The sequence below is a fragment of the Microcoleus sp. AS-A8 genome, from assembly GCA_039962225.1.
In the GTDB taxonomy this organism is placed as follows: domain Bacteria; phylum Cyanobacteriota; class Cyanobacteriia; order Cyanobacteriales; family Coleofasciculaceae; genus Allocoleopsis.
In genome coordinates this window covers 210,784-224,206 of the sequence record JAMPKV010000009.1, presented here as the reverse complement: position 1 = coordinate 224,206, position 13,423 = coordinate 210,784, and the positions used below count along the sequence as shown (strand labels likewise).

At 49.0% G+C, this 13,423-nt stretch carries 7 protein-coding genes; 4 read left to right on the top strand and 3 right to left on the bottom strand.

The annotated features are described in order from the left end of the window. The first annotated feature begins 112 nt into the window (after nucleotides 1-112). The gene (locus NDI48_16460; protein ID MEP0832768.1) at nucleotides 113-301 is read left to right on the top strand and encodes a DDE transposase family protein; all 189 of its coding nucleotides are present in this window, start codon (nucleotides 113-115) and stop codon (nucleotides 299-301) included. Nucleotides 302-334: 33 nt separating this feature from the next. Here NDI48_16460 and NDI48_16455 read toward each other — a convergent pair whose 3' ends face one another. The 3 genes from NDI48_16455 to NDI48_16445 form a co-directional block, all read right to left on the bottom strand. Further along, nucleotides 335-1,636 carry a S41 family peptidase gene (locus NDI48_16455; protein MEP0832767.1) on the bottom strand — a complete coding sequence of 434 codons (1,302 nt, stop codon included), beginning with the start codon at nucleotides 1,634-1,636 and terminating at the stop codon, nucleotides 335-337. Nucleotides 1,637-1,812: 176 nt separating this feature from the next. Then, on the bottom strand, nucleotides 1,813-7,233 hold the full coding sequence (locus tag NDI48_16450) for a hypothetical protein (GenBank protein MEP0832766.1): 5,421 nt from the start codon (nucleotides 7,231-7,233) through the stop codon (nucleotides 1,813-1,815). Nucleotides 7,234-8,082: 849 nt separating this feature from the next. Further along, a complete protein-coding gene (locus NDI48_16445) occupies nucleotides 8,083-9,417 on the bottom strand; it encodes a KAP family NTPase (GenBank protein ID MEP0832765.1) in 1,335 nt (444 codons plus the stop codon). A 534-nt stretch (nucleotides 9,418-9,951) separates the two neighbouring features. Here NDI48_16445 and NDI48_16440 point away from each other — a divergent pair. The 3 genes from NDI48_16440 (at nucleotide 9,952) to thiD (ending at nucleotide 13,381) form a co-directional block, all read left to right on the top strand. Continuing rightward, complete coding sequence (locus NDI48_16440) at nucleotides 9,952-10,794, top strand: FtsQ-type POTRA domain-containing protein (protein MEP0832764.1); 843 nt, start codon at nucleotides 9,952-9,954, stop codon at nucleotides 10,792-10,794. A gap of 212 nt (nucleotides 10,795-11,006) precedes the next feature. Then, nucleotides 11,007-12,278, top strand: coding sequence for a cell division protein FtsZ (gene ftsZ / locus NDI48_16435; protein ID MEP0832763.1), 1,272 nt, complete (start codon nucleotides 11,007-11,009; stop codon nucleotides 12,276-12,278). Between the two features lie 284 nt (nucleotides 12,279-12,562). Next, a complete protein-coding gene (gene thiD, locus NDI48_16430; protein MEP0832762.1) occupies nucleotides 12,563-13,381 on the top strand; it encodes a bifunctional hydroxymethylpyrimidine kinase/phosphomethylpyrimidine kinase in 819 nt (272 codons plus the stop codon). The last annotated feature ends 42 nt before the right edge of the window (nucleotides 13,382-13,423 follow it).

The following is a 13,423-nucleotide window of genomic DNA, read 5'->3' as shown; positions in this document are numbered from 1 at the left end:
ACTTCATCTGTTCATACTTCATCGCTGGAGGGCATCGAGTCGTCGGTGCCCTATTTTGATGAGCTCTAGTCGTCGATTTATCTCACACACAGGTATTAAACGTCTTTGCCGTATGAATAATACACAAAAATGGTATGTTGTCAAGCGCCCTAATGGACCATGCGAAATTATCCCCAATACTCAACTAGAAGGGGAAGACGACCCAACCCTTGTGGAGCGGTGGGGGCCGTTTGATTCACAACAAGATGCGATCGCACGTCGCGTCGGACTCATTCGCGCCGGAAAGTGTCAGCCCGCCTAGACCCAAGTTACCCCCTAGCGGGGGCTATGCGGTTTAACGCGCGGTAGATTGTAATTTGGGGTTTTGCTTGGCGGCAATCTTCTGCTGAAGGATTTCAAGACCTTTGGCATATTGAGGGTCGTCTGAGGTGCCGATTTTTGTCCGATCCTGCTGCAACGTCTTACGCTGTGTGTCAGACAGTTCTACTACAACATCTGGGGCAATTCCCAACTTGTTAATATCCCGTTTACTGGGCGTGAGATACTTGGCGATGGTCACCGCCAGACCCGATCCATCTTCCAATTGCCGCACTGACTGAACCAACCCTTTCCCAAATGTCTGAGTTCCGATTAGAGTAGCGCGCTTATCATCTTGTAAAGCCCCAGACAGAATTTCACTAGCACTGGCTGAACCCCCATCCACCAGCACCACTAGCGGCTTATCCGTAAGAGCACGATTATTGGCGAATTGAAGATCCGTTTCTCCCTGCCGATCCACCGTCGAGACAATGGCCCCATCGTCGATCCACATCCGGGCAATATCAACACTGGCATTGAGTAAGCCACCAGGATTAGAGCGTAAATCTAGAATATAGCCCGTCACCTGCTGTTTTTCTAATTCTTTGATCGCAGTACGCATTTCCTGCGCTGCATTGGCGCTAAATTGAGTAAGGCGAATATAGCCAACCTTGCCATTGGGCGAGTTCTTAGAGTCGTAGCGTACTGGATGAATTTCAATTTTGGCCCGTGTGAGCTGATAATCGATTTGCTTGTTCCCTCGCTGAACAGTAAGTTTTACTGAACTTCCGGGTTCACCCCGAATCAGCTTGACGGCGTCGTTGACATCCATGCCTTCGGTACTCTTGCCGTCAATCTTGAGGATCACATCCTTGGCCAGAACCCCAGCCTTAAACGCGGGTGTATCCTCAATCGGTGAAATCACCATCAGCTTTTTCGTTTGCTCATCCTGAGCCAACTGAATCCCGACACCAGTGAGTTCTCCAGACGTATCAATCTGCATGTTCTTGAACTCTTGCGGGTCCATGAACCGAGTGTAAGGGTCTTCCAGCTTCTTCAGCATTTCCCGGATGGCTTTATAAGCCTCTTCCTGGTTAGTGTAATTGCGGTTCAAATATTCGTTGCGAACGGATCGCCAGTCCTGCTGATTGAACGTGGCATCTACATATTGTCGATCAATAATCTGCCAAACCTCATCCACTAACTCCTTAGGGCTTGGGCGAAAAACCTCGCTTAAAACAGCTTGGCTTTTATCTAAAAGACCGACAGTTGTCACCGCAACAGTTGTTATTACTAATGCTGTCGCACCAAGAACGAGGCCACGTTTTGTAATTACCATAATCCTTTCACAAGCTGGAGGAAAACTACTGCAAAGGAATTACGCTCACTCTAACACGCCATGCCAGAAAGCGCCTAAGTCTATATATTTATGCAAGACAGTGGCCTATTATCCGGACAATACGCCTTGCTCAACGATGAATTGCGGCGAGTGAAAAGCGTGAATTTTTCTAACCATTATCCTTCAGGAGTCTGCTCTTGTGATCGCTCAAGGGAGTGACAAAGTTCCCGGTCTTGGGGTCTCACTTTCGGATTGTTTTGTAGATAGTACCGCAGCCAGTTACAGCCTTTATCCAACAGATCATCTAAATTCAAATTCCGTACCATCACGGTATTGTCCCGACTAGCAGAAGCTAGCGCCTTACCATCATGGCTCCAACTAACGCTAGTAACGCGATCTTGGTGCCCTTCTAGGGTTTGGATCAAGGTGTCATCAAGCCGCCACAGTTGCACCCGGTTATCCCAACTGGTTGTTGCTAAAATTTGACCGGTGGGACTAAAGCGAACGTGAGCGACACTATCGCTATGCCCCCTCAAAGTTCTGATCAGTTCTCCCTTGCGACTCCAGAGTTTGACCGTATTGTCATAACTCGCCGAGGCGAGCATCTGGGAGTCCGGGGAAAAACTTACATCTAAGACCCAATTACTATGCCCTTGCAAAGTTTTCAGTAATCTGCCGTCCGCCGTCCACAGTTTTACGGTCTTGTCATCACCCGCAGAGGCTAAGAGTTGACCATCAGGGCTAAAGGTAACGGCATTAACGCGGGAATAAGAGCGATTCTTCCCGTTTGCCGTCCTGCTGTTTGGCGAAGCAGGGAGTAGGGAATCGCGAGAATCATTCAAGGTTTTGATCAAAACACCCTCGCGAGTCCAGAGTTTCACTGTCCCAGCCTGACCTGTAGAAGCCAACCGCTTGCCATCAGGACTAAAACTGACACTCAACACCCAGCCCTGATGCCCGGTTATCGTCTTAATCAAAAGACCCCCGCGAGTCCAGAGTTTCAGCGTACCATCCCGACTCGCTGAGGCCAGAAGTCGCCCCTCAGGACTAAAACTGATGCTGTCAATGCGCTCCCTATGCCCCTTTAAGGTGTGGAGTAACTGACCGTTACGACTCCAAAGTTTCACCGTCTTGTCATCACCTGCCGTGGCTATCAGTTGACTATCCGGTGAAAACGTAACCTCTCTCACCTGATCCCGAACTGGCAAAATCAGGCGAGACGGGTTATCCAGACCCCAGAACCTGATGGTTTTGTCATTGCTGGCGGAGGCTAGGAGGGGAACTGGGTTGAGGGTTGCAGGTTCCTGGTTGGATGGTTGTAAGTTTTTGTTTGAACTTTCAACTTTCAACCCGCCAACGGGAGCGGGACTGAAACTGACGGAAGTGACAATATCGCTGTGTCCTGTAAACGTTTGCCGGAGCGTCCCATTGCGATTCCAAAGCCTAACCGCATTGTCAGCACTCGCTGAGGCCAGCCACTGACCATCTGCACTAAACGCCACCGCCAGCACCCATCCTTGATGGTTGGAGAAGGTTTTGAGCAGCTTTCCGTCGCGGTTCCACAGCTTTACGGTTTTATCATCGCTAGCTGAGGCCAGGAACTGACCATCGGGACTGAACACCACACAGTTTACCTTGCGACTATGTCCTTTGAGGGTTTGCAGTAACTTACCTTGTAGCGTCCATAGCTCAATAGTCCCATCCTGATAAGCTGACGCGACCCTCTCACCATCTGGACTAAAGCTGACTCCTCTCACGACACCCTGATCAGGGTGTAACGTCTCAATTAACTTGCCCTCAAGTGTCCAAAATCGAATGGTGCCATCCCCACCCGCAGAAGCAATGAGCTGACCCTTCGGACTAAAGCTCACACTATATACCTGCCCGACATGACCCCGAAACCTTCTCACGAGGCTGCCATCGCGACGCCAGAGCCTGATTATGCCATCTTGGCTACTCGATGCCATCATCTGACCATCGGGACTAAACGAGACGCTCGTCACACTATCATGGTGTCCGTTGAGAGTCGTCACTAACGTTCCATCGGAACGCCACAGTTTCACGGTTTTATCTTGGCTGGCAGAGGCTAAAAGCTGACCATCGGGGGAGAAGCTCACTTTCCAAACGATATCACTATGCCCCTCCAATCGATTACGCTCCGAAGCGGTGTAAACCGCCTGCGAGAGCGCGGTGACAACCTGGAAATGGGTATCGGGTTCTACGGATCGCTCAGCCGTCTCTAAATCCTTGAGGCGTCTCGCTGCTCTCAAGCCTTCTAGCAGAGCATCAAACTTTTTATTAGAGACAAAAAGGGCTTCTGAAGAAGCACTAATCGAACTCAACTGGGCATTAATCGAAAGGTTGGCAGCAAGTCGTCTTTGAACCTCGGCTCGCCACCCCAAGCCACCTGTAGTGATCGCTAAAAGTGCCATAGTCGCACCAACAATACTTGCGCGTAAGCGCTGTTGATGTGCCCGAACCAGTGCCTGTTCACTTCTTTCTAGCTTTGTCACGACATTTAATTGTGCAAGCTGATGATATTTTTGACGAATCGGTTCGACTAGATAATCATGAACTAGCTGATATCGGTCTTGTTGCTCCTCCGGTACTCGGAACACCAAGCCAGAACCGACCAGAATCTTTAAAATTAAGTCAAGTTTGTTGGGGGTTAGTTCTTCTTGTGACCAGTCACAACTGGTTAAGGATTGATCGGTAAAGCACTTGGGTGTAATACCCGTCCCTACAGCCAACTCCGGCATGGTTTTCAACGGACGAGTACCGCGTTCATCGGTTAAGGAGAACAGGACTTGCCAAACCGTATCTTCGTTTTCTTGTCCACAATCATTGATTACGCACAACAGCGAGCGCTCCACCAGTGTGGCTTTTGGATCAGCTCCTAGAGCGTAATATTGTTCTAGTGTCGTAATTTTTTCCGTTTGTAGCTGTTGCCCTACGACTTGCAACTCAATCAGACGTACTACTCCTGTACTGCCTGCTAAATCTCGTACAAGAGCTGCAATGAGAGATTCTTCTAACTGAAACTGAGAGACGGCAGCTAATGTGCTAATCACATTTCTCGCATCATCGGGCGAAAGATCTCCTAAGTGGTAACGAAGCTGTCGATCCAGAATATTGTTGTTAATGGTACTCAGATTACAATAGCGCTCACACTCCAACAAATAGTGGAGATAATCTTCCCGCAACGACAAGATGACTTTTAAGAAAGGAAGATTTAGACACTGCGCCAAAAACTCATAAAATTCGCGCCGTTGTTCTAGGTTCGTACAGAAGAAAAATTCTTCAAATTGGTCAAAAATCAGAACCGTTAATAGTTTTTGTTCGGCAGCAACGCGCAACTGTTTCAGGATTTGTTGAAGCCTTGGGCTAGAAATGAAAGGTTGGAAACTGGGAATTGGCGATTGATTTAATGTTTGCGATTGTCCTTGGCATTGTGTTTCGCGCAATCGCGCTACGGATAGAGCGATCGCTAGCGTTTGTGAGCGCAACGAGTTTTCCATTAACGTAGCGGCTTCTTCAGCACTCACAGGAGCTGTTTCTTGGGCGTCAGCAGGAGCCTGATCGAGCTGATCCGGGTTAGGTGCGGAACACCTAGCCGACTCGTCATATACAGATTGCCTGGTTTTCAGTTCCAACTCAGGTGGAGATTCTTCCTTGGAACTGTTCAACCCTTTAACTTGGCGACTGGCAAAGGCGGCGTTTAGACGGCGTTCTAGTTCCCCAAGCCAATCTCTGTAAGCTTTTTGCACAATCGGCATCGCTTCTCTGGCTCCAATAATCCGGGATTCCAGAGCGGGGACTAAACCCGCATTAATCAATGAACTTTTACCAACGCCAGAAGAGCCGTGAATGATCGTCAGTTTATGGTCATTGCGGCTCAGGCGTTCGATTAGGCGATTGACATCAGATTGACGCCCTGCTGCCGCAATTTCTAGGGATGATATGCCTCGACCCTGTCGGGTAAAAGGTTGTAAGGGAGCCGCACCGAGGAAGGTGGAAAATCCATACTGTTGCTCAATCGAGCGTTGCTGCTGTTTGAGTTCAAACGCTCTCAAATATTGCTGTTGCTCCAGATAGAGCGATCGCAATTCTTCCAAGATGTCAATATAAAGCTGTGGCTGTTTCTTGAGAGCCGTCGGTGGCCAAGAATCGGCTCTGATCGCCTGTTCTAGGTTGGCAATTGCCGAGGTCAGTTCACCCAACTGCCGCTGCGCTTTGGCTGAGTATAACAGATACCTTCCTTGATCCAGGGGTTGAGGCGACGGGGACTGAGCGATGAGGTCAAAAGCACCCCAGGCTAAGTACTTGGCGTTCTCCCATTCGGACTGAGCCAATGCCACAACAGCCAAAAATCCATAAGCTTGAGCCAATTGTACGGGACTGTCTTGGGTTTGAGGGTCTTCCAGAGCGTGTAAGGCCAGAGCCTGTAATTCAGTCCAGCTTTCCAGATGTTTTAAGATCTGACCGAGCTGAAGGGTTAACTGAGCAACCAAATCTTGCCGTCTGGCGAGTGTAAATACCTCAATCGCCTTAGTGAATGACTCTTTAGCTTGTTCCCATTGGATACGGCTGGTGAGCGGTTGCAACTCCGCTTGACGGCAATGACATAAACCGATGTGATGCAAAAGTAGCCCAGCACGCTCTAACGATTGTGGCTTGTGCCGTCCGAGGACTGGACTTTGCGCTGCTGTGCTAACGTCCTGGGGTCGGGTTTGGGATTCTAGATGGGAAAGGTTCTGCTGATCTCCTGTGTGGACTTCATCCCCCTGCATTAAGGCGAACATTAAAGCGCTGTTTCCCTGCTCCCACACCTCCCCACTCTCATCTTCTTGCTGCCAGACCAACAAACTCTTGTGGTACTGCTGAAGCGCTACATCGAGCTGATCCCGTGTCAAGGCATCCCGCCCTAAAATAAACTGCCAGGTGGCCCATTGTTCGGGTTCTAAACGGACGCCACGAGCCGTTAAGTCTCGCAACACAGACTCAATTTCCTGGCGTTGGCGGCAACCCGGTGCCAAATTGAGAGCGTCGTTAGGCAAAAATTCAGCTAAATCGCTCCCCAAAAGCTTGGTAAAGAGTTCATCCGTTGTTTGCTGCCATAAAGCTAGCAACTCGGCGGTGCTAAGTTCAAACTTAATCGAGGTCGCTGCCCAACTCTTAAAATCGGGGGCAAACCGCGCCAGCTTCTGCAAAACCTCATCGCTGATCCACAACACGAGAGGGCGGGTTAAGTTTTTACGAAATTCTTCTCGAACCTGATTCGTCGAAATCAGCACTTGGTCAATAGCTGTTACTGACTCCAGGCCAAATACAATCAACGCTGATGTCTGCTGGTCCGCAAGGATAGAAACAATGGGGCTGTATAAGCTTTTAATACCTTTTCGCAAAACTAGCTCACTCAGCGTGACTCCCGTGAGTGCTTGCAGCCGCTGCCACATTTGCTCTTTGCAAACTTCATAGTTACAGCGTACCAAAATCAGTGCAAAGTGCCCTTCCGAGAGAGTAATTGCCCTGGATAAGGTTGACAGTGAACGCTCATTCAAGACCGCTACTTGTTGTATTTGATTTGGCTCTCTCATTCAACTCACGTTGTGACTGTTACAGGTTCACAATTGCCACTAATTGATTGATATTCCTCTGATTACTCTAATCAGAGGAAAATTTTTAAATTTCCGATTAAATGTTAAAGCCAGTGGAGTGATGTTTCGGAACTATCTACGGCTGTGGGGATAGGTATCATGCCGTCCGTTACGTTATCCACGGACTCATTGCAGATAGTTGCGCTTTTATAGGAGCAGCACTTTTTACTCGTCCACGACCCAATCACTAATGATGGGTGTGTGAATCACAAGGGACTTGGATGGAGCGCTCTCCATAATGTGAGTCATAGCTGGTGAGCGTTGCCTAACCTCTTCCGGGCTTGCGCTCCAATCATCCCAATCACGCTCCGCAGAGCGCCTAAAAATTCGTTTCATTGACTTAACCACACAGTAGTAGATGACAACCTAGGATAGAAAGCGCACATTCTTTTAAATATTTTACGCTTCTGCACATTTCATAGTATCAGTGATTTCCGAGGGATAGTATGTAGCCTTTAACCTTAAAACAATCCGTAATTTGAGTAACTAGGATTAGCTTGGCATTTCTGCCACAGATAGCGGAGGGTGAACTCTCAAAATGCTGATATAGATGTGATCAAAATTTTCCCTCCCTGTGATACTGATCGCTGACTGAACTGTTGAGTAACAATTCATCTTCCTGCTCCTCAGGTAGCCCCAAATGAGAGAAACTAGCCGTGGTGTTCCATGTGCTGGGTTACGGCTAGCAGAAGATGTGGTGAATCCTAAAATTTTCCGGGCTACAGGAGAAGCAAAAGTCATTTTCCCCTGTATTCGCAAAAGGCAGTGTAAATTCAGCGGAATTCGGAACTAGACCCCGTTGGATGAGGTAATTAAAGTTTGAAATCTATCTGTTTCTGCCAAAGCGGGGTTGATGCCAAACCAGCGTCCCCCTTCATCGCGATACTCATAGACAAATCCACTCCGCAACAGCACTTGATATTCTCGTTCGCCTTTGACAATTTGTTGTCGAACCACCTGAGACAGCAAATCCCATTCCTCCTCATCAACGGCGAGAGCTAAGTCATCGCGGTAACCTTTGATCACACTTTCTAAGCACTCATCGGAGAAGGGTGGGTCTTCCTGTTGTAGGCAGTTATAGAGTAGCCCTAATAAGTTACGCACATGACCCCCACTCACACGGCACATCCGGTCGAGGGTGTCGGGACTGTCAAACACTTCTGGGATTAACTCCAGCCTCGCTTGAGGCTCCACATGGGGAAATGCTCGTGCCATCACCATCTGTCGCATCAGCGCCATCCCTTTGGGGAAGTCACAACCATCCCGTAACTGAATCGGCACCATCGGCAAGACTTTAGGAGCCACACCAGCACCCAAGCGATTTTTCAGCGTTTCGTACTCATTACAGAACATCAACGCCAAAGGCAGGGTGTAAACCAGATGGCACTTTAAGTCTCGTAACTGAGACCCACGGTCGATGAACAGATATTCCGTCTGCGATCGCCCAGAGGCTACAGGTCGGGGATCGACCCGATCCAGATTATCAATAATCACCACCAACCCTTTTTTGCCGCGATGCTTGAGTTCCTCAATTCCCCGCAGCAAAATTTCTTCGTTGATGGCGCTTAAAATACTTTTGGTTCGAGGTTCTAAGTGCTGTCTGAGCTGGTCACGCAGTTGGGGACTATCTTTGGTTTTAGCCGTAATTTTGGCAATCCCGACCGAGAGTTGAGCTTCCGTTGACAGCTCGATGGGGGTCTGCATAAAGTCTTTGAGGTCGTTGAAGAGTTTGACAAAAGACCGTGGTTTGAGGTGGATGCCAACCGCCTCCAGGCTTTCGCTCACGGAGCGGGCGATACTGAGCAAAATATCGCTGATATCCACATCCGCCATGTCCAGGTCTTTGCTGGACTCAAAATAAACGACATGAAATTGTTGCGCCTCCAACTGCGCTTTGAGTCGAAACAGCTCTGTAGACTTTCCGCAGCCAATATGGCCTGTAAATAACTGACAGGTGGGATCATCCGGAGAAAGGCGAGTGATGGTTCGTCCTAAGGCTTCAACAATTCTGCCGCCACGGACAGAAGAAAAATCGATATAGTATTGACGATCCTCCGGATTCCCCACAACAAGAGTTTTAGCTGGGTTACAAGCTCTGAAAAATGTTGGTAAATGCAGCTTCATTTCTTCAAGTAGGACTCACGCACCCTTTCAAGCATTTCAGGGATTTCAGCGTCTGTCGATCCCCCGATGCCCCTCACCCCCCCTATGCACCAGTATGGAAGGAATTGGTTGGTTGGTTTGGAGCTACTGAGGGGAAGGGAGGGAGGGGGATTTGGGGATCACTCGTGTTATGTGTGTTTTTCCTTTAAGATGTTGTCTTTCCTGATCAGCAATCCCCAGTGGTTGTAAAACGAGAGGAGTCCGAATCGAGAACATCCTGTCGCTAAGGCGGTCATCACTCAAGCCTTATGTCAAAATTACAGGCGTTGGAGGACTTTACTGAAGTTCAGGAGAGCCTTAATTTATATAGATTCAGGAACAGCACTCACCCTGCTTACGTACAGCGTCGGGAAAAGGAATGGTTAAATGGGAAAGGTATCTTGGGCAAATTGGATCGATGAATACCGTTGACTGGGTGCTACCCAGTGAATCTTCACTCTCCTTTGTCTTTCAGAAACATCTTAGGAAATTACACATTAGATTGAGCGGTAGTAGATGGAAAGCATCGCATCAGTCTCTCAAGCACAATTGACCACCCGGCGCAAAAAGCTGCGACGTGAGCGTCGGATTAAATCGGTTCAAGCCATTTGGCGCTCACTGTTTGTGAGTGGTATGGCCACCGGTCTAGTTTGGGCGATTACGTTACCCGATTGGGTGATTTCAAATTCGGAACAAATTGTCGTCGAGGGCAATCACTGGCTTTCTGCCAAATCGATTCGTTCCTTGCTGCCCTTGTCTTATCCGGAATCCATACTGCGTGTCGAACCCCAAGCGATCGCCAAATCCCTAGAGTCTCAAGCTCCGATTGCCGAAGCTACCGTGACGCGCCAATTGCTGCCGCCCGGATTGACGATCAAAGTCAAAGAGCGTAAACCCGTGGCTATTGCACAATCCGCTGAGCCCTCCTCTGCTCAAGCGGCTAATCCTACTGCAAAATCGGGATTCTTGGATGCCCAAGGCGTTTTGATGCCTGAAACCAGTTACACCAGGCTGGAGCAAACACTGGAGTTACCCTCACTCAAAGTGATTGGCTCGTCTGATCAATATCTCTCTCAGTGGTCGGAAGTTTACCAAGCTGTCAGCCACTCCCCTGTGAAAGTTTTCGAGATAGATTGGCGCAATCCAGCCAATTTAATCCTGAAAACCGAATTAGGAAATGTCCATCTAGGCCCATACAGTTCTCGATTTACAGAGCAACTGACCGTTCTGGATCGGATGAGAGAATTGCCGTCTCATATCCAGGCTGGGAACATCGCCTATATTAACCTGCAAAACCCAGAGTTTCCGGCGATTCAAATGGAAAAGGGAAATGATACAGTATCACCCACCACTCATTAAGATTAAATAAATAATGAAGAGTGTGAGCAAGAGGGCTTTGAGCTAACTGCTTTTTTGTGGCTAGAGCGATCCTTGATTATTAACCCCTTCAAGACGGTCAACGCCCTTACACCAAGCTTCGTTGGTTTTTGAATCGACTTACCCTATAGTTGACTCAGATTGCTACCTATAACTGATACTGATAAAGTTGTTTATCACCCTGACCTATTGCAATGACGCTAAATAATAAACTAGAGCTTGCCAATCAAAGCTCTCACATCACAGGACAAGCTGAACTATCAATTGGTGTGGACAATACACATCCCTATGGGAATTCTGGGTTACAGTTTGCTCAGATCTCTGAGTCCACCAAGGGAATACCCAGGGAAGAAACCAGGAGTGACAATATCGTGCCAGGTAGCGTTGCCAAAATTAAAGTGATTGGCGTTGGCGGGGGTGGGGGCAATGCAGTCAACCGCATGATCGCCAGTGAGGTGAGTGGGGTCGAATTTTGGTCGATTAATACGGATTCTCAAGCTCTAGCCCAAAACGCGGCAGCTAGGCGCTTACAAATGGGGCAAAAGTTAACGCGAGGACTGGGTGCTGGCGGGAATCCAGCGATTGGTCAAAAGGCGGCGGAAGAATCCCGTGAGGAAATTGCTCATGCGATCGAAAATGCCGATCTGGTTTTCATTACCGCAGGTATGGGGGGCGGCACGGGTACGGGGGCGGCACCGATTGTGGCTGAAGTCGCGAAAGAAATGGGTGCTCTTACCGTTGGCGTCGTTACCCGTCCTTTTACGTTTGAAGGACGCCGTCGCACGACTCAGGCCGAGGAAGGGATTGCCGCCTTGCAAAGCCGGGTGGATACCCTAATCGTGATTCCCAACAACAAGCTGCTGTCAGTGATTAATGAGCAGACTCCTGTTCAAGAAGCCTTTCGCGTAGCGGATGATATCCTCCGTCAGGGGGTTCAAGGGATTTCCGATATCATCACCATTCCCGGTCTGGTTAACGTAGATTTTGCCGATGTTCGCGCTGTTATGGCGGATGCGGGGTCGGCGTTAATGGGGATTGGGATCGGTTCTGGCAAGTCGAGAGCTCGCGAAGCCGCGTCTCAAGCTATTTCCTCTCCCCTACTCGAAGCGTCCATTGATGGAGCCAGAGGTGTCGTCTTGAACATCACAGGGGGTAGCGATCTCACCCTCCACGAAGTGAATGCGGCGGCAGAAACGGTTTATGAGGTTGTCGATCCCAATGCCAATATTATTTTTGGAGCGGTGATTGATGACAAAATGCAGGGCGAGGTGAGAATTACCGTCATTGCCACGGGTTTTAGTGGAGAAACCCAATCGGCACCCAGCTCAATGAAGGAAACTCCCTATCCACGGCGACCGATTGCACCCACTCCCAATCCCCCCATGCCTCCCATTGAACCTAGGGGTAGACAACAGGAATTAGATATTCCAGAGTTTCTGCAAAGGCGTCGTTTTCCTAAACCTTAGGGCTGATTAACCTTGAGTAGAAACTGAGGAGAATACAAGTTCCTCGAAGCTGAAAATTGATTAAAAAATTGTGTTGGTTCAGGTACGTCATCTACTGTTAACGTTGAATCGGGCTTTGAAACTCAAAATCGAGGTATTATCACCCTAAGCGTTTCACTAGGGTACAAAATTCCTCTGTAGTGCATTCGCCCAGATTCGTATTTTTACAAGCTCTGATACCTGGATGTCATCTATAGCTATGGGCTGGAATAAGAAATAGCTAAAATCGGTCTTTATTCTTTAATATGACCCGTCAAACTCAATCAAGCGTACCCGTTGCCCTAACAATAGCTGGTTCTGATAGCGGCGGCGGCGCTGGGATTCAAGCAGATTTAAAAACATTCGCCTTTCACCGCGTACACGGTGCCAGTGCCCTGACTTGTATAACTGCACAGAATACTCAGGGCGTGTCGCGCGTGGATGCCCTGCCTCCAGAGGCAGTGGTTGCCCAAATCGAGGCGGTAGTCAGCGATATCGGCGTCCAGGCGACCAAAACTGGGATGTTACTCAATCAGGACATTATTCAGGCCGTGGCGACCCAGGTAAAAACCTTAGGTTTGGATAACCTGGTGGTAGACCCGGTGATGGTATCCCGAACGGGTGCCCAATTGATTGATGATCCGGCTGTAGAGTGTTTACGGGATGTTCTGATGCCCCTGGCAACCATTGTCACGCCGAACCGCTACGAAGCCCAGATGTTGAGTGGTTTAGCTATTAATACCCTAGAGGATATGCAAGCGGCAGCCCAACGCATTCATCAACTGGGGGTGACGGCTGTCCTCGTCAAAGGGGGAGGAATGACAGGCAACCTGCGCGGGGTTGATGTCTGGTTTGATGGTCAAGAGCTAACTATCCTGAAAACGGAGCTGGTGGAAACCCGCCATACCCATGGGACAGGTTGTACGCTCAGTAGTGCGATCGCGGCCAATCTAGCACAGGGAAAAAATCTGGTGTCGGCGGTGCGATGCGCTAAGGATTATGTCACAACGGCATTAAACTATGCCTTAGACATTGGTCAGGGAACAGGGCCAGTGGGACACTTTTTTCCCTTATTGCGCTCCTAGCCCTCAAAATTAAACGGGGTGCACGAGTAAGGTTGAATAGAT

What these genes read in the sequence shown, in the direction of transcription:
- thiD (MEP0832762.1), top strand. Translation starts at nt 12,563, where the DNA reads ATGACCCGTCAAACTCAATCAAGCGTACCCGTTGCCCTAACAATAGCT.
- NDI48_16445 (MEP0832765.1), bottom strand. Translation starts at nt 9,417, where the DNA reads ATGAAGCTGCATTTACCAACATTTTTCAGAGCTTGTAACCCAGCTAAA.
- ftsZ (MEP0832763.1), top strand. Translation starts at nt 11,007, where the DNA reads ATGACGCTAAATAATAAACTAGAGCTTGCCAATCAAAGCTCTCACATC.
- NDI48_16460 (MEP0832768.1), top strand. Translation starts at nt 113, where the DNA reads ATGAATAATACACAAAAATGGTATGTTGTCAAGCGCCCTAATGGACCA.
- NDI48_16440 (MEP0832764.1), top strand. Translation starts at nt 9,952, where the DNA reads ATGGAAAGCATCGCATCAGTCTCTCAAGCACAATTGACCACCCGGCGC.
- NDI48_16450 (MEP0832766.1), bottom strand. Translation starts at nt 7,233, where the DNA reads ATGAGAGAGCCAAATCAAATACAACAAGTAGCGGTCTTGAATGAGCGT.
- NDI48_16455 (MEP0832767.1), bottom strand. Translation starts at nt 1,636, where the DNA reads ATGGTAATTACAAAACGTGGCCTCGTTCTTGGTGCGACAGCATTAGTA.